The sequence below is a fragment of the Pantoea sp. GM_Pan_4 genome (assembly GCF_026541005.1).
Classification (GTDB): domain Bacteria; phylum Pseudomonadota; class Gammaproteobacteria; order Enterobacterales; family Enterobacteriaceae; genus Pantoea; species Pantoea dispersa.
Genome location: NZ_JALNUZ010000003.1, coordinates 29,789 through 45,890 on the forward strand (window position 1 = coordinate 29,789; position 16,102 = coordinate 45,890).

Below are 16,102 nucleotides of genomic sequence, written 5' to 3' on the forward strand. Positions count from 1 at the left end.
ATTTAAGGAATTATTGCATACGCAATGCACCTTACATGGATTAATTACCCGCTATCCGCTTGATATCACCCCGCTTTTAGCTAAATTCTCCATTCACGCTCACTATTGCGTCGCTATTAACCTGACGCTAAGGGAAACGCATGAACGCTGACCTCAATGACTGTATCGCGCTGTGCTATCGCTGCGCGACCGCCTGCGACCAATGTGCAGCAGCCTGTCTGATGGATGCTGATGCCAGTGAGATGAGTCCCTGCATTACGCTCAATCAGCAGTGCGCGGCGCTGTGTCGCGTAACCGCCCAACTGCTGGCTGCTCAGAGTGAACTGAGCGAGCAGCTCTGTACCATCACGTCGATGGCCTGTCAGCTGGCCGGTTGGGAGTGCCAGAAGCACCAGCATCCGCACTGTCAGACCTGTGCTGAAATTTGCCTGCAATGCGCAGATAGCTGCATGACGGTGGGCATGGCGGAATAACGGATAGAGGTACCGGGAGGGCGGTGGCAGGTCGCCAGTGCGGCGACTGGCGACCTGGCTTAATGGTCCTGCATCACCAAACCGCCATCGACATACAGCGTCTGGCCGGTGACAAACTCGCTCCACGCTGATGCCAGAAACAGCACTGGCCCGGCGACATCCGCGGCGCGCGCCAGTCGTCCGAGCGGCGTTTGCGCCGTCAGCGCGTGGCGGACCGCTTCTGGCGTATGCTGACTGGCATCGGTGGGATACACCAGTCCCGGCGCTACGCAGTTCACCCGAATGCCCAGCGCCCCCAGTTCGGCCGCCAGCGTCCGGCTAAAGCCCGTCAGCGCGGCTTTTGCGGTGATATAGTCGTGATAAGCCACCGCCGGCCGGGCGATCAAATCACTTGCCAGATTGATGATACTGCCGCGCGCCCGGCGGCGCATCAGCGGCAAGGCCGCCTGACACACGTTGTAGCAGGCGTTCACTGCGCCATCAAACTGCGTCTGGTAAGCGGACCAGGACGTTTCCCAGAAGCGCGGGCGCTGGTCCGGATCGAAGCGATAAGGTGCGAAGGCATTGTTCACCACCACATCCAGTCGCCCGGTAGCGGCGTCGATCTGCTGCATCATATCGGCTACCTGTGCGGCGCAGGTCACATCGGCGGCAATCGCCAGTGCACCCCCGCCCTGTGCTTCACAGGCCGCGACTACCTGCGAAGCGGCGTCGTGATTACGTAAATAGTTGACCACGACAAACGCGCCTTCGGCGGCAAAGGCCTGGGCAATGGCGGCGCCAATACCGCGGCTGGCGCCGGTCACCAGCACGGTGTGATTGCTGAATTTCATTGCGTTTCTCCACGCCCGCTCAGTCAAGATAGGGCGCATAGTGTTCAGCGGCGGTTTCCGCCGCCTGTTCGATTTCGCACAGGGTGACCAGATCCAGCAGGCTAAAACGGCCATCGTGATGCCAGCCTGCCTCCGGCGAAGTCATGTTACCCAGCGCCGTGATGCGCGTGACGCCCGCCGCCCCGAGCTGCGCCGCCAGCCGAAACAGCACCTCGGGCGCGGCCGCGAGGCCAACGCTTTGCAGATACGCGCGCTGCGCGGCCACCCAGCTCACCGTCTCCTCCAGCGTATCCACGGCAATCACCTTCAGCGTGCGTCCGAGCGCGCCCGGTTGTAACGGCTCCTGCTTATCGACGTACACCACCGCCCAGGCATCGTGCTCATCGCCGTACAGCGTGCGGTCACCGCTCAGCGCAGATATTTCCTCCGCGTTGCGCCATGCGGCCACTGCCTGGCTTTCACTTAGCGTCAGCGCAGCACGCGGATAACGCTGAGCCAGCGCGGCAAGTTCATGAGCGAGGTAAGCAGCAAACTCCTGCGGCGACACCCGGCCGCCGCGCTCAATAAACAGCGCCTGCGGCGAGTAACAACCGGCCTGGTCATAGCGCATCACATCGTAAGCCACCTGACGCGCCAGCGCCGGACCGCGCCGCACGTCCAGCGCCGAGCGCGCCACCATGCCAAAACTGATTTTATGGCCGTGCGGCAGAAAGCGCGTGGCTGGCGGCAGACGCCGCTGCATCGCCGTCAGCGCGGCTTCTCCGCCATAAGCCATCACTACGTCTGCCTCGCGGAACCACTGCTGCTCAGTGCGTTCATCACCGCCCTGCCACCATACAACGGCCAGACAGTCGCCCAGCTGCGGATCGATCTCCGCCAGCAGCTGGGCGAACCAGCCCGCCATCAGCGGCTCAGCGCTCGCCACTTTGCCCACGCTTCCCGCCTTCACCAAGAGGCCGGCAATCAGGCTCCACAGCGGCAAACCCGGCACATTGCCGGCCCAGACCTGCAGCAACAGCTGCGGACCAAACGCGCGGGCCAAGCCGCCTTTTGGCCGCGGCTGAAAATCGTTCAGCATCTGCACGTTGCCGAAATCCTCCACCAGAAAACGCCGCAGCTGCGGTTCACGAAAGGTTTTGAGATAGCCGGTTAAACCGAGCCGCAGCATGTCGGCGTCATAGCCGGTAACCAGCGGCAGCAACCGCTCCGCCTGCTGGCGCACCGGGTGCGAACGGTCAAGCAGGCGCGCGATGGCTTCATCAATCAACGCGGTGATGCGCGCTACGCTCAGGGTGTGCAGGTAGCGGCGCGCGTTATCGCGTACGCTGGCCGCCAGCGTGGCAATCTGCGCCTCGGACAGCACCGGCACGCACACTTCCAGCGCGCTGCCCTGCTGGCCAAAGTGCAGGCTGTGCCACGCCACCTCGCTGTGGCGGATGCCCGGCAGATGGCCGGCATACAGTTTCATGCCCGCGCCTGCGCGGCAGCGAGAAACGATTCCATCGCCAGCGAGCAGCCTTTGGCATCGGCGCCCGCGACGCGCCCCAGCAGCTGAAACCCGCCGGGCACCATCACGCCGGCATCTTCGGTCAGAATCGCGGAAACAGAATTGAAATGGGCGAGATCGTGATGCACCAGTACGCCTGTCTCACCTTCCGGCACGTCCGCACCGGTCAGCGGATTGACCACGCGCGTGCGGATCCAGTGCGGTCCGGATTTCACCGGCGGGCAGATTTCATTGCCGGCATCGTAAAACTGGGTGCTGAGTTCAGTCATGCCGTACATATTGATGCAGTGCGAACGTGGCACGCCGAGCGTCTGCTGCAGCGCGCTATAAAACGCCTCCGCCGCCACTTCACGCGACTGGCCTTTAAAGCCCCCGGTGTCGAGGATGCGGCTGCCCGGCGGCAGCCTGAAACGCCGCTGCTGACGCGCCAGTTCGTCCAGCAGATGGACAAAACTGTAGCTGGCACCCAGCAGGGCATAGGGTTGGCCGCTGGCCTGCGCCTGCTCCAGCGCGGCGATCAGACGCGGCAGTTTCAGCCCCTGCGCATCCACCATCACTTCGCTGTCTGGTGTGCCACATTCTTGCATCGCCAGCGTCAGATAATGGGCCAGCGAAGAGTTGGGCAGCTCGCTGCTGTGCGGAAACAGGATCGCCATCGGCAGGCGCGGATAACCGGCCATAAAGCGCTGGCGGAAATTGATCAGCATTGAGCGATCGTAAACTGCCAGCGTCGGGTGATAGCTGCGCCCCCGGCCAGTACCCGTGGTGCCGCTGGTCATAAAGATGTGGGGAATCTCCGCCACCGGACGGCAGCTCAGCGTCAGATCTTTAAACGCCGTAATCGGCACCGCCGGAATCTGCCGCCACTGTTTTACCGTCAGCGGCGTGCGGCCACGCTGGCGGGCGAAACGGGCGTAAGGAAGATTGTGTTCGAATTGCCACGCGAACAGCTGCAGCGCCAGCTGGTTGAAATCCGCTTCCGTGGTTTCCTGGCGCTGCATAAACGCCAGCAGCGCGGCAATGATTGACGCTTCGGTCATGAAGGTGCCCTCTTTGGACTGCGGCATAACGGCCAGCCAGGACCTGAGAAATGCGCAGGATTCGCAGAAAGGCGCAAAGAGGGAATGAGGGCGTGCAGTGACCCTGGTTCCACATCCCTACGCCGGTATTAGCCGGATCAGGTTCAGAGGGTCACTACGTTGCCGGCCGTGACAGCCGCGCGGGTAGAATCTCAGCCCTCTAACAGGGCACCCCTTGGAACAAGCTGCATTCTGGGGTCGGAACGGAGGGCGTGTCAAGGCGGGAAGGCGCAGAACCCCCCGCTTCAGCAACGCGATTATTAACGTGCAATATCACTCACAGGAGCGCGATCAGCCCGGCTGACGCAGGCAAAGCGATCGCTGAGCAGCGGATAGTTTTGCGCATCCGGCAGTTCAAAGTGCCACCATTCGGTGGGCATCCCGACAAAACCGCCGCCGAGCATGATGGCGTTCAGCAACAGGCGATGGCGCTGCGCCTGCTGCGGCACGTTGGGATGGAACGGGTGCGACTCAGCAGACATGTCGTCAAACCCGGTCCCCATTTCCAGAATGTTGTCCGCCTCATCCACCAGCGTCACATCGATCGCCACGCCGCGGCTGTGATTCGAGCCCCGCGCCGGTGGCACCACATAATCCGCGTCCGGACAGGCATCCCACAAGTGCCACTGCGCCTGCTGCGGACGATACGCGTCCAGCACCAGCAGGCGAAATCCCGCCAGCCGGGCGATATCGCAGCTGCGGCGCAGCGCGGCGGCGGCATCCGGATGCAGCAGCGCCTGCGCGTCGCGATAAATGGCATACCCGGCGATGTTATCGGCGGTGGCGTATTTCAGATCAAACATCAGGCCCGGCAAGGTGGCAGCCAAATCAATTAATTCAACGTCCTGCACTGTACATCATCCTGTTAATTGTTAGCCGGCAGCGTAAATGGCTGGCGTGGCAGCGTGGTGAGTCGCTCTGCGCCCTGTGCCGTGACGCGCACGGTTTCACTGAAGGCGAGGCCCTGCGCTGAAATATACATGTGAAATACCATGTTTTCCTCCAGTAACCACGGCGCCTGAGGATGAAAACAGCAACTGAAATCGCTTGGACGCGGGGTGCGCGTATACAGACCCAGCGCATAACCGGTGATGTTGCTGTAATTCTCACGCAGCCCGGCGCTGAGCACCGCCTCACGCGCGACGGCATCCACCGTGCAGGCCGCTACGCCCGGCTTCATCGCCCGTAGCTGGCGATCCTGAATGGCGATCAGCTGTTGTGCCAGCGCCGCGCGCGCCGCAGAGATTTCACCGACAATCAGCGGACGCATCAGGCGCGCGCTGTAGTGCCGCACTTTAGGGATCAGCTCAACGTGCATTACATCGCCCGGTTGCAGATGCTGCTCATGGCCGCTGGCATGCAAAAATCCGCTGTCGCCGCTGGCGATAACAATCGGTCCGGTTTCACCGCTGTCAGCACCGAGCCGCAGAAATTGTGCCGCCGCCAGCGCGGCGACATCACGCACGCGCCAGCCGCCCTGCACCTGCGCACTCAGCTGGGCCAGCGTGGCATCGGCAATGCCGGCGGCCTGGCGTAAGCTGGCGATTTCAGCCTGAAATTTAACGCTGCGCAGCCGGTCGCTGAGGCCGCTGACATCACACCAGCGCACCCCGGGCAGATGGCGCGCCAGCTGCTGCCAGCTGTGTACCGTCATGCCGTAGGATGCATAATCCGCGCCCAGCTGCGCCCGCTGATAGCCGCGCCGCGTCAGGCTTTGCGCCACCGCCAGCCACGGATCGTCTTCATCACGGTACGCGTCAATCGCCAGCTGCGGTGACTGCGCGCGGCACGGCGCGGCATCCAGCTGGCGCAGCACCATCCACGGTTCGTCCTGCAACGGCACCAGACAGGCACGATAACGCGTTTCCGACACGGTATAACCTGTTAACCATGCCAGCAGTTCGCCATGATCGATCAGCATCACCTCGATGTCGGCGGCGCGCATGGCGCTGCGCAGCCGTGACAGCGCGTCGGCGATCATGACGCCGGTTCAACCGGCTGGCAGATGTCGAGGATGGCCAGCAAATAGATGCGCACCATATCGAGAAACTCACTGATCTCGACGCGCTCGTCCGGCATGGTGTTGTACTTGCCGCCGGGACCGCACACGATGCCCTCCATGCCCGCATGCTGATACAGGTGCGCCGCATCGGTACCGTAGAAGGCGGGCGGCGTGATCACCCCGGTGGGCTGCGGCGTGCCGCGCACAGTCTGCCAGCCGCGATTGACCGCTTTAACGATTGGCGATTCCGGCGACACCTCAAACGGCAGCATGGTGGGTTTATCGCGCAGGCCGTCATCGAACAGCTGCGCCTGCAGACCCGGATAACGCTGGCACAGTGCATCCAGCAGGGCCTGTAGATCGGCCAGCACGCCGTCCACCGTTTGCCCCGGCGCAAAGCGGGCGGAACCTTTCAGGCGGACAAAATCTGCGACCTGCGGCGGCCGCCACTCCTGCAAATCACGCCCCAGCGCACCGTGTACGGTGCCAATATGGCCACGGTTAATTTTGCGGTGTTCTGCGCCTTTCGCTCCGCTGAAGGTGATGTTATTGATCTGCGGAATCAGTTCGACCGCCGCCGCAATCGCGTCGACCGCCTCCTCACGCTTTGACAGATGGCGCGTATCGCCGGTCAGTTCAATGGTGAACATCAGCGAGCCGGCATGCATGGTCAGTGCCTGTAAATCCGTGGGTTCGGCATTGATGAAATAGTCGGCGCGTACGCCCTGCTCAATCGCCGCCAGCGTACCGATGCCGCCCTGTAACTCGCCGACCACGTATGTGAGGATCACGTCGCCCCTGAGCTTCACGCCGGCATCAATCAACGTCTTCAGCGCGCAGAAATAGGCGGCATCGCCCGCTTTCATGTTAGAAACGCCGATACCGTAAATAAACTGATCGTCGATTTTTCCCGCCCAGGGATCGACGGTCCAGCCTTCGGTGACCGGGTTAGTATCAAGATGACCGTTGAACAACAGGCTGTGGCCGCCTCCGCTGCCGGCCAGCCGCCCGATGGCGTTCAGCCGATCGCCGGCCACCGGCTGCAGTTCCGTCTCCAGCCCCAGCTGCGCCATCTGTTCTGCCATATAGCGGGCTAATTCGCGCTCGCCCTCGGTGGCACTGTAACTTTTGTGCTGCACCATTTTTGCCAGGAAAGCGAGGCAGTATTCACGATCGATGTGATGAATTAACTCTTCAGGGTTCATGCGCTTCTCGTTATGCCACGGATTGGGTCAGATCAGGGATGTGCACGGCATCAAGCAGTGCACGGGTGTAAGGATGCTGTGCCTGCGCCCGCATATTCTCGCCGGGCAGCACTTCCACCACATCGCCGCGATACATCACCGCCACGCGATGAGCGATCTGGCGGATGAGATTGAGATCGTGGGTGATGAACAGATACGCCGTGCCGTAGCGACGGCGCAGCTCCAGCAGCAGCTCAATAATGGTGGCCTGCACCGACACATCCAGCGCCGCCGTGATTTCATCGCAAATCACCAGGTCCGGCGGGTTAGCGAAGGCGCGCGCAATCGCTACGCGCTGCTTTTGCCCACCCGACAGCGCGTGTGGATAGCGGCTGGCAAATTCCGCGGGCAGCCGCACTTCCTGCAGCAGACGCGCCACAGCCTGCGCCTCGCTTTCTCCCGGTGGCAGTCCATACAGCCGCAGCGGACGCGCAATGATCTCGCCGACGGTCATGCGCGGGTTGAGTGACGCGTCCGGATGCTGAAAAATCATCTGCACGCGACGGCGATACGCCGGGTCCATCTGCGCGCGGCCAAATAACGTCGAGCCGCAGAAGTCGATGCTGCCAGTGAACGGCACCAGGCCGGTTATCGCCTTACCGAGTGAAGATTTACCCGAACCGGACTCGCCGACCACGCCGAGAATTTCGCCCTGATGCACCGTCAGCGAAACCGCATTGGCGGCCCGCGTCGTGTTCGCCTCCCGTTTCAGCAGCCGATCGAGCACGCCGTGCTGGCCATAATCAATCGTCAGCGCCTGCAGGCTGAGCAGCGGCTGACCGCCGGCCGTATCCGCGACCAGCCGATGCTGCGGGTCCGGCACCGCGGCAATCAGTTTGCGCGTATACGCATGCGCGGGTGCGCTGAACAGCGTGCGCGTCGCGGCCTGCTCGACGATGCGGCCCTGCTCCAGCACGCACACGCGGTCGGCCACTTTCGCCACCAGCGCCAGATCGTGTGAGATATACAGCGACGCGACGCCGGTCTCGGCGCGCAGTCGCTCGTAAAGATCGAGGATTTGCGCCGAGCTGATGACGTCCAGCGCCGTGGTCGGCTCATCAAAAATCAGGCAGTCCGGCTGGCAGGCGAAGGCGGTAGCGATCAGGATGCGCTGCTTCTCACCGCCGGAAACCTGATGCGGATAGCGCTGCATCATGCGTGCCGGGTGCTTTAGCTCGACATCGCGCAGCAGCGATTCCCCCAGCTGCTGCGCTTCGCGCGCTGACAGCCCACGATGACGGCGCAGCACTTCGGTGACCTGTTCACCCAGCGTCAGCGTCGGGTTCAGCGACGCGCTGGGATCCTGAAAAATCATGCCAAGCTTTTTACCGCGCAGCGCCATCAGTTGGTGCGCTGGCAACTGCAGCAGGCTTTCGCCGTTCAGCCGGATATCACCCGCCTGCTCGCGTGCGTTACTGGCCAGCCAGCGCATGATCGCCCAGCCGAGGGTGGTCTTGCCGGAGCCGGATTCCCCTACCAGCCCCAGCACTTCGCCCGGCATCACCTGCAGGGTGATATCGCGTAGTACCGGCAGCGAATGGCCGCGCGCTAACGCATAATCGAGGCTGTAATTGTCCACCGACAGCACCGGGTTGTGCGGACTCTTCATTTGTGGCTCCCTGGATTTAACACATCACGCAGGCCATCGCCCAGCAGGTTGAAGCCAATCGCCACCAGCGCGATAGCCAGACCGGGGATCATCATCATCCACGGTGCTTTAAAGAAATAGCTGCGCGCTTCGGACACCATCAGCCCCCACTCCGGCTCGGGCGGCTGCGCGCCGAGGCCGAGAAAGCTCAGCGTGGCAAACAGCATGATGGCGAATGCCACGCGAATAGTGGCTTCCACGATGATCGGCGCGAGAATGTTCGGCAGCATTTCGCGCAGAATGATGTAGTAACCCGCTTCGCCGCGCGCGATGGCGGCGCTGATGTAGTCCTGCTGACGCGCCGCCAGCGCCACGCTGCGCGCAATGCGCACCATGCCCGGCACGAAGGCGATGGTGATGGCCAGCACGGCGTTCATGCTGCTCTGCCCCAGGGTGCTGACAATCAGCAGTGCAAACAGCAGGCTGGGAATCGCCATCACCGCATCCATGGTGCGCATCAGGAATTCATCCACTTTGCCACCAAGGTAGGCGCTGGCGGTGCCCAGTACTGAGCCAATAACCATCGCGAGCGCGGTCGCCAGCAGCGACAGCAAAATGGTGGACCGCGCGCCGACCAGCACCCGGCTGAAAATGTCGCGCCCCAGCTGATCGGTGCCGAACCAGTGTTCCGCGCTGGGCGGGCGATAACGCGTCAGAATCGAAATCGACTCCGGATCAAACGGTGCCACGTGCGCGCCGCCCGCTACCATCAGCAGCGCCAGCAGCAGAATCAGCACACCCGCCGCACCCTGCGGCGAGCGCAGTAATCGTTTCAGTATTTCAGGCATAGGAAATCCGCTTATCGAGCATGACGTAGGCCAAATCCGCAAGGAAATTCACCACGGCATAGGTTGCCGCGAGGATCATCACGCCGGCCTGAATAGTGGGCAGATCGCGCGCCTGTACCGCGACAATCAGCTCCCGGCCAATACCGGGAATGGCAAAAATCTCCTCCACCACCACAATCCCGCCCAGCAGATAGCCGACGTCGAGCGCCACAATGGTGATGGTGGGCAACAGGCCATTGCGCAGCGCATGGCGCCACAGGATGCGCCGGCGCGACAGGCCTTTCAGCCACGCGGCGCGAACGTAGTCGGTGTGCAGCACGTCAACCATTTCCGAGCGCACCATGCGCGAAACGTGTGCCACCAGAATCAGCGCAACGGTGATCGACGGCAGAATCAGGTGCTGAATACCGCTGATAAAATTTTCGCTGAGCGGCACGTAGCCGGTGGCGGGCAGAATCTGCCAGACATCGGCAAACAGCAGCAGCACCAGCGTGGCGGTGACGAATTCCGGAAACGAGATGCCCATATACGAGATCACGCTGACCAGCACATCGGCGGTCTTACCGCGCCGCACGGCCGCCCAGATGCCGAGCGGAATGGCGATCACCAGCATCAGTAACAGGGCGCACAGCGCCAGCAGCAGCGAGCGCGACAGCGCGGTCAGCAGCGTTGGCCCGACCGCCAGGCCATTGCGCATCGACACGCCAAAGTTGCCCTGCAACGCCTGCGTCAGCCAGTGCCAGTATTGCAGCCAGGCGGGCGCATCCAGCCCAAGCCGCGCCCGCACCGCCGCCAGCGCTTCCGGCGTGGCGTTTTGTCCCAGCAGCGTGACCGCGGCATCGGCGGGCAGCAGTTGAGTGATGCCGAACACCAGCAGCGACACCACCAGCAGCGTGTAAATCATCAGCAGCAGGCGTTTAAGCAGGTAACTTGCTGTCACGGTCGCTCCTTACAGGCTGCGCTTTGGCGCGTTAGCGGTCAGCCAGACATGATCGAGGCGGAACACCGCACCGCGCGGATGCAGATGATAGCCCGCCACGTGCTCACGACTGGCAGCCAGCAAATCAAAGAAGGTCGGGATTAACGAGGGCACCTCGTCGTGCATCAGCTGCTGGGCTTTGCCGTACAGCTGGGTGCGCAGCGTTTCGTCATTGGTTTCACGCGCCGCCATCACCGCACCGTCGAAAGCCGCATTGTTCCAGCGCGTTTCGTTCCACGCCGCCGTTGAGGTATAGAGCAGAGAAAACACCGCATCTGGCGTCGGCTGCATATTGTAAAAGCCGACGTAGAAATTGCCCTTCTTCCACACCTGATCGAGATAGGTGCTGTGCGCCATGGTCTGCACATTGATACGGAAACCGCCCGGTTTCGCCATCTCCCGCAGGGCAATTCCCAGCTGGGTGCGGGTTGACGGTTTGTCCGAGGCGATGAGCGTTAAATCCAGCCCATTCGGATAACCGGCCTCCGCCAGCAGTGCTTTGGCTTTGCTGTAGTCCAGCGCTTTTTGCGTCAGCTGCGCGTAATACGGATAAGCGGCGTTGATCGGCGTGTCGTTACCCGGCGATCCCAGCCCGTCTGCGACAAAATCCACCGATGCCTGGCGGTCCACGCATAACGCCAGCGCCTGGCGGACGCGCACATCACTAAACGGCTTTTGATCGCAGCCCATGTTGACGTTAAGAAACTGGCCGGACGCCACGCGCAGCGGCAGCACGCCCGCCGATTTGGCTAAGCGGGCGAACTCGCTCGACTGCGCACTCAGCATCAGATCGGTATCGCCGGCAATCAGCGCGGAGCTTTCAGCGATAGCGTCGGGATACACCACTACTTCCACGCCATCCAGATATGGCCGCGTGGCGTCGTAATAGTGCGGGTTGCGTTTCACCACGATTTTGCGTTCCGGATCGTAAGACACCAGCTGGAACGGCCCGGCCCCCAGCGAGGCGCTACTCAGCTTGTCGTACTGCCCCTGCGCGATATGCGCCGGGATGATTTTGGCATCCGGATAGGCCAGCATCACCGGCAGATCGGCATAAGGCGCCTCGGTCTCAATCAGGATGGTGTTGTTGTCTTTGGCGCTTACCGTTTTAATCGGGCCGATGTTGTGCAGCGCCGGTGAGGCGTTTTTCGGGTCCAGCAGCGCCTGCAGGCTGGCGACCACATCCGCTGCGGTGAGCGGCGAACCGTCGCTGAAGCGCAGATCGGGCCGCAGGGTGAAGGTCCACTGGGTTAAGTCGTCGTTCGGCTGCCAGGACTGCGCCAGATCGGCTTCCGCTTTCATCGCCTGCGTCAGGCGGGTTAAGCCGCTGTACAGCAACTCTGCCACCAGATATTCCGGATTAACCCGCACCTGATGGGGATTGAGCACGCTGACCGCCTGGTCAACGCTGATGCGCAATACGCCACCTTTACGCGGCGTGCCGCCCGGGGTCGCGCTGGCAACGGCGGCAGCCGAGGCACTGAATGACCAGGGCAGCAGCGCCGCTCCGGTCAGGGCGGTTGAACTGGCGATAAACTGTCTGCGGTTTAACCCTTTCATGGCGCACATCTTCTGTTCCTCGTTGGTTTATTAATTACCCTGGGTTGGCTGAAAATCATTGGCGAGATACGCCAGAATCGACTGCGAAAGTGCAATAACATCTGCCATCGTGGTGTATTCATCGGCGGCATGAATGCGGTTATCGGGACGGGCAAGTCCGCCCAGCAGAATTTCCTGAATGCCGGCCTGCTGTACCCAGCCCATATCCGAGCTGGTGGCGGATCCCCAGGCTTTGAATTCTGCTGGCGGGAAGCCGAAGCCCTGGCTGAGCGCCGCCTGCCAGCGCGGCCAGTGCGGACCGGTGGGATCGGCGACTGGCGCCAGATGGCCAATCAGTTGCAGCGTGACGTCGCTGGCGGCGCTGCCCTGCATCGCCTTATCCACGCACTGCGTCAGCTCCTGCCACACGTCGGCAAACGGCTCTTCCGGTGCATAACGGCGATTAACCAGCAGCTCGAAGCGTTCCGGAATGGTGGAGCCTTTACTGCCGCCGTGCGCGGCGGCCAGCGTAAGTAAAGCGGTGAGCGGCTGGCCCTGATAGTGCGGCGGCGCGGGCATTGCCGAAACCCGCTGTTCCACCTCGCCTTTCAGCTGATACAGCGCATTCATCAGCGGAAGCGCAGCCTCAATGGCGTTAATACCCTGCAGCGGATCGCCGGAGTGCGCCGAGCGACCGCTGACGATAATTTTGATGTCGATACTGCCAAAACAGCCGGCCCAGATGCGCGGCACCGCGCCGCCGTTAAAGCTCAGCAGGTGGCCGTGGAATAACTGCTGTTCGGCCAGATAGCGGATGCCGGGATAGAGACCGCCCTCTTCGTCGGTACAGAGTAAAAATACCGGGTTATAGCGCAGCCTGAGCTGATAGCGCTGCGCGGCCCGCACCGCAGCCAGCGCGGCCACGATGGTGCCTTTCATATCCGCCGCACCGCGTCCGAACAGCTTGTCGTCCGTCACGCTGAGTGCCAGCGGCGGAAAGCGCCAGCCATCGCCGGCCGGGACCGTATCGGTGTGGAAGTAGAGGTTGCAGTTCTCAGCCGCGCCGGCATCCAGCGCGGCCAGCAGATTCACCCGCTCGCCCTGCGCGCTGCCATCCGGCGTCTGCCACAGCGCGTCGGGCACCGAAACGCGCTGCAAATCAAAATGCATCGGCTGCAGCATCGTGCTCAGCAGGTCGGCGAATGCTGCGTAACCCAGTCCGGGCGGGAAGCAGGTATCCACCGCCAGCATGCGTTGCAGATCGTCAAGAATCTGCGCCTGATCGTCGGCGATATGGGTCAGAGCGCGCTGTAGTGATGAATTTTCCTGCATAAACTGTTCACTTATTGTATTTCTATATAGTTTATAGATAATGCAAATGAACAGCTGGGGTCAATCGGTAATCGGAAACATGCAAAAAAACTATGACGCGCACGACGTTCCTCAATTCAGTCGCCTGAACGAAGGCGAAGGCGCTCCGCTGTACGAAGTAGTGAAGCGCCATATCAGTGAATCCATCCTGCAGGGCGAACTGCCAGCAGGCACCATTTTGCCCAGTGAAAACAGTCTGGCGGCGAAGTTCGGTGTCTCGGTCGGTACGGTGCGCAAAGCGCTGGCGGCGCTTACGACGGAAGGGATGCTGATGCGCCGGCGCAAAACCGGCACGGTGGTGACCGGCTGGGCGCCGCTGCATAACCTCAGCCATTTCTTTCACTATTTTCGTCTGCATGACAAATCGGGCGGTTTGCTGCAGTCGGAAACGCGACTGCTGGAGTATCAGCACAGCCGCGCCAGCGCCGACGAGGCCGATAAGCTGCAGATCGCAGCGGGTGACGCAGTGATTCGCCTGAAACGCCTGCGCCGGGTGAAGGGCATTGCGGCCATGCATGAAACGCTGGTGCTGCCCGCCGCGCGTCTGCCCGACTTTCCGCCGGCGGAACAGCTACCGCAGTTGCTGTATCGCTACCTGTTTGAGCAGTACGATGTGCGTGTTGCGGCGGTACGCGAGCAGATCAGCGCCACGCTCGCTACAGAAGAAGATGCCAGCCTGCTGGAACTTGCTCTGCCGCACGCGGTGATGGTGATCGATGAGGTTTCATTTGATCAAAGCGCCACGCCGGTGATTCTTGCGCATCACCGTTTCAGCACTGAACACTTTATGTATGTCAATGAGATACGCTGATTACGTAGATGTTTTACTGTAAGGTGTTTCAGATGCGCATCGACGCGCACCTTATTAATTTGCACCAAAACGTAGCGAACGTTGTGAATAACAACCGCTAAGGTGATCTCACTGAACAGGACATTTCCCATGGCAGCACGGCAGCACCATTACCAGATTCACCTTCGCTGGAGCGGCAATCGCGGCGATGGCACAGCTTCTTATACCGCTTACGATCGTGACAGTGAATTACAGGCACCCGGTAAACCGCCCATTTTGCTGAGTGCCGATCCGGCATTTCGTGGGGATACAACGCGCTGGAATCCTGAGGAATTGCTGCTGGCGTCTGCGGCGGCCTGCCATAAGCTGTGGTATTTACACCTGTGCGCCGATGCCGGCATTGTGGTGGAGGAGTATGAAGATGCTGCCGAAGGGAACATGGTCGAGGGGGCGCGTGGCCGCTTCACCGATGTCACGCTGAAGCCGCGCATTAAACTGCGCGACCCAGCGGATGCCGATCGCGCGCGGGCCTTGCATCATAAGGCACACGAAGCCTGCTTCATCGCTAACTCGCTGAATTTTCCGGTAAACTGCGATCCTGAGTTTTTCTGATTATGATGCGCGGGCCAGCGGCGTTTGCCACAGTCGCACGCCGTTGCGCCCGGCGCGCTTCACTTCATACAGCGCTTCATCCGCATGGCGCAGCCAGTCGCTTAATGATTCGGCGCTAACCGCAGGCGCAATACCGATACTGACCGAGCAGCGAAACTCTGCCGAGGCCGGTAAGCGCAGCTGGGCAATCTTCTCTTTTAGCCTTTCGGCCAGTTCCACCACCGATTCATCGCTGGCCTGATGCACGATGACACCCAGCTCATCGCCGCCAAAACGCGCCGGAATGTCCTGCAGCCCGACATAGTTGCGCAGCAGCGCCGAGATCTCGGCCAGCAGAAAATCGCCCGCCTCATGACCCCAGCTATCATTGACCACTTTGAAGTGATCGACATCCAGCAACAGCAGATAGCCGCTGCTATCGCCGCGCCGCGTGCTGAGAAACTCACTCTCCAGCCGCCGCTCAAACAGGCGCCGATTAGGGATTTTCAGGCCGGGATCCATCAGCGCGATGCGCTCCAGTTCACGGTTGCGGGTGCGTAAATGCCAGGTGAGATTGTAGGAAGCCACGCTGAGTACCAGCATGTAACAGGTGGCCAGCGGCAGCGTCAGCCAGACGGTTTGCGTGCTGAACGCCAGATGTACGCTGGTGCCATCCAGCAGCCACACCATAATAAACCCGCACAAAAATGCCTGTATTGCGGCAATCAGTTGCGCGCCGCCGCCAGCGGCATAGCGATCCGATGCCAGCACCGCCATGATGACAAAAGAGGGCATCGGGCTTAACGCCATCAGCGCTACCCAGATTCCGCCGAAAGCGGCATCCAGCGTCAAATTCTGGCGTTCGGTACCAGTTGAGTCTTCGGCACGAAGCGCACGCTGATACGCCAGCCATGGCCAGAAAAAGGCGTTCACAAACAGCAGCGCGCTGAATGCCAGTCCGCGCTGCATTTCCAGTAGCACTGAGAGAATCGGAAAGAAACAGAGGATCGTGCCGAGCTGACGCATGATGAACATACGACGAACGAAGCGTTTTGACCGGCGCTTCAAATGGTTTTCATCAGGCGAGTAGTAATTCATTCACGGGAAAATTCAGGTCGACAAAAATGGCAGTGTATCGGGAAAAAGTCGCCCTGCGGCGACTTTTTTTAAGAATTTTCACCTTGCACATTGGCGCACACGCAAATAACAGCGCTTTGCCGCCAATAGCAGCAGCGGCCAGCGGGTGAAGTTCGCTGCC

At 61.3% G+C, this 16,102-nt stretch carries 15 protein-coding genes and 1 riboswitch; of the genes, 3 read left to right on the forward strand and 12 right to left on the reverse strand.

The genetic code is table 11. The features are described 5' to 3' along the window. The first annotated feature begins 140 nt into the window (after nucleotides 1-140). Nucleotides 141-473 (forward strand): four-helix bundle copper-binding protein, encoded by a 333-nt coding sequence (locus OXR61_RS08915; RefSeq protein ID WP_021508722.1) that lies wholly within the window; start codon nucleotides 141-143, stop codon nucleotides 471-473. 59 nt (nucleotides 474-532) lie between these two features. On the opposite strand, the gene OXR61_RS08920 is transcribed toward OXR61_RS08915, so the two are convergent. The 11 genes from OXR61_RS08920 to OXR61_RS08970 all read right to left on the reverse strand — a co-directional run bounded on the left by OXR61_RS08920 (nucleotide 533) and on the right by OXR61_RS08970 (nucleotide 13,424). Beyond that, entirely contained in the window at nucleotides 533-1,306 is a 774-nt protein-coding gene (locus OXR61_RS08920) for an SDR family oxidoreductase (protein ID WP_021508723.1), read from the reverse strand. A 19-nt stretch (nucleotides 1,307-1,325) separates the two neighbouring features. Then, nucleotides 1,326-2,774 (reverse strand): acyl-CoA reductase, encoded by a 1,449-nt coding sequence (locus OXR61_RS08925; protein WP_021508724.1) that lies wholly within the window; start codon nucleotides 2,772-2,774, stop codon nucleotides 1,326-1,328. Further along, nucleotides 2,771-3,880, reverse strand: a complete 1,110-nt coding sequence (locus tag OXR61_RS08930) for a long-chain-fatty-acid--CoA ligase (RefSeq protein WP_021508725.1) — start codon at nucleotides 3,878-3,880, stop codon at nucleotides 2,771-2,773. Before OXR61_RS08930 ends, OXR61_RS08925 begins: the two co-directional genes overlap by 4 nt. 68 nt (nucleotides 3,881-3,948) lie before the next feature. After that, a riboswitch (TPP riboswitch) is annotated at nucleotides 3,949-4,078 on the reverse strand. Between the two features lie 74 nt (nucleotides 4,079-4,152). Beyond that, the gene (gene ddpX / locus OXR61_RS08935) at nucleotides 4,153-4,743 is read right to left on the reverse strand and encodes a D-alanyl-D-alanine dipeptidase (RefSeq protein WP_021508726.1); all 591 of its coding nucleotides are present in this window, start codon (nucleotides 4,741-4,743) and stop codon (nucleotides 4,153-4,155) included. Between the two features lie 14 nt (nucleotides 4,744-4,757). Further along, nucleotides 4,758-5,873 carry a Xaa-Pro peptidase family protein gene (locus OXR61_RS08940; protein ID WP_021508727.1) on the reverse strand — a complete coding sequence of 372 codons (1,116 nt, stop codon included), beginning with the start codon at nucleotides 5,871-5,873 and terminating at the stop codon, nucleotides 4,758-4,760. Beyond that, nucleotides 5,870-7,099: a M20/M25/M40 family metallo-hydrolase gene (locus OXR61_RS08945; protein ID WP_267411811.1), complete on the reverse strand. Its 1,230-nt coding sequence runs from the start codon at nucleotides 7,097-7,099 to the stop codon at nucleotides 5,870-5,872. Before OXR61_RS08945 ends, OXR61_RS08940 begins: the two co-directional genes overlap by 4 nt. A gap of 10 nt (nucleotides 7,100-7,109) precedes the next feature. Beyond that, nucleotides 7,110-8,747 (reverse strand): ABC transporter ATP-binding protein, encoded by a 1,638-nt coding sequence (locus OXR61_RS08950; protein WP_021508729.1) that lies wholly within the window; start codon nucleotides 8,745-8,747, stop codon nucleotides 7,110-7,112. Next, nucleotides 8,744-9,574 (reverse strand): ABC transporter permease, encoded by an 831-nt coding sequence (locus tag OXR61_RS08955; protein ID WP_021508730.1) that lies wholly within the window; start codon nucleotides 9,572-9,574, stop codon nucleotides 8,744-8,746. Before OXR61_RS08955 ends, OXR61_RS08950 begins: the two co-directional genes overlap by 4 nt. Further along, nucleotides 9,567-10,514, reverse strand: coding sequence for an ABC transporter permease (locus tag OXR61_RS08960; protein WP_021508731.1), 948 nt, complete (start codon nucleotides 10,512-10,514; stop codon nucleotides 9,567-9,569). Before OXR61_RS08960 ends, OXR61_RS08955 begins: the two co-directional genes overlap by 8 nt. Before the next feature lie 9 nt (nucleotides 10,515-10,523). Then, nucleotides 10,524-12,122 carry an ABC transporter substrate-binding protein gene (locus OXR61_RS08965; protein ID WP_021508732.1) on the reverse strand — a complete coding sequence of 533 codons (1,599 nt, stop codon included), beginning with the start codon at nucleotides 12,120-12,122 and terminating at the stop codon, nucleotides 10,524-10,526. 21 nt (nucleotides 12,123-12,143) lie between these two features. After that, nucleotides 12,144-13,424 (reverse strand): M20/M25/M40 family metallo-hydrolase, encoded by a 1,281-nt coding sequence (locus OXR61_RS08970; RefSeq protein WP_021508733.1) that lies wholly within the window; start codon nucleotides 13,422-13,424, stop codon nucleotides 12,144-12,146. A 79-nt stretch (nucleotides 13,425-13,503) separates the two neighbouring features. On the opposite strand from OXR61_RS08970, the gene OXR61_RS08975 reads away from it, so the two are divergent. After that, the gene (locus OXR61_RS08975) at nucleotides 13,504-14,274 is read left to right on the forward strand and encodes a GntR family transcriptional regulator (protein ID WP_021508734.1); all 771 of its coding nucleotides are present in this window, start codon (nucleotides 13,504-13,506) and stop codon (nucleotides 14,272-14,274) included. A gap of 129 nt (nucleotides 14,275-14,403) precedes the next feature. Further along, entirely contained in the window at nucleotides 14,404-14,865 is a 462-nt protein-coding gene (locus OXR61_RS08980) for an OsmC family protein (RefSeq protein ID WP_021508736.1), read from the forward strand. On the opposite strand, the gene OXR61_RS08985 is transcribed toward OXR61_RS08980, so the two are convergent. After that, nucleotides 14,866-15,942, reverse strand: a complete 1,077-nt coding sequence (locus OXR61_RS08985) for a diguanylate cyclase (protein WP_021508737.1) — start codon at nucleotides 15,940-15,942, stop codon at nucleotides 14,866-14,868. Nucleotides 15,943-16,102 lie beyond the last annotated feature (160 nt).

Bases quoted from the DNA above. Each gene is read 5' to 3' on its own strand.
- OXR61_RS08965 (WP_021508732.1), bottom strand. From the start codon at position 12,122: ATGTGCGCCATGAAAGGGTTAAACCGCAGACAGTTTATCGCCAGTTCA.
- OXR61_RS08930 (WP_021508725.1), bottom strand. From the start codon at position 3,880: ATGCCGCAGTCCAAAGAGGGCACCTTCATGACCGAAGCGTCAATCATT.
- OXR61_RS08945 (WP_267411811.1), bottom strand. From the start codon at position 7,099: ATGAACCCTGAAGAGTTAATTCATCACATCGATCGTGAATACTGCCTC.
- OXR61_RS08925 (WP_021508724.1), bottom strand. From the start codon at position 2,774: ATGAAACTGTATGCCGGCCATCTGCCGGGCATCCGCCACAGCGAGGTG.
- OXR61_RS08975 (WP_021508734.1), top strand. From the start codon at position 13,504: ATGCAAAAAAACTATGACGCGCACGACGTTCCTCAATTCAGTCGCCTG.
- OXR61_RS08985 (WP_021508737.1), bottom strand. From the start codon at position 15,942: ATGAATTACTACTCGCCTGATGAAAACCATTTGAAGCGCCGGTCAAAA.
- OXR61_RS08920 (WP_021508723.1), bottom strand. From the start codon at position 1,306: ATGAAATTCAGCAATCACACCGTGCTGGTGACCGGCGCCAGCCGCGGT.
- OXR61_RS08955 (WP_021508730.1), bottom strand. From the start codon at position 9,574: ATGCCTGAAATACTGAAACGATTACTGCGCTCGCCGCAGGGTGCGGCG.
- OXR61_RS08940 (WP_021508727.1), bottom strand. From the start codon at position 5,873: ATGATCGCCGACGCGCTGTCACGGCTGCGCAGCGCCATGCGCGCCGCC.
- OXR61_RS08950 (WP_021508729.1), bottom strand. From the start codon at position 8,747: ATGAAGAGTCCGCACAACCCGGTGCTGTCGGTGGACAATTACAGCCTC.
- OXR61_RS08970 (WP_021508733.1), bottom strand. From the start codon at position 13,424: ATGCAGGAAAATTCATCACTACAGCGCGCTCTGACCCATATCGCCGAC.
- OXR61_RS08980 (WP_021508736.1), top strand. From the start codon at position 14,404: ATGGCAGCACGGCAGCACCATTACCAGATTCACCTTCGCTGGAGCGGC.
- OXR61_RS08915 (WP_021508722.1), top strand. From the start codon at position 141: ATGAACGCTGACCTCAATGACTGTATCGCGCTGTGCTATCGCTGCGCG.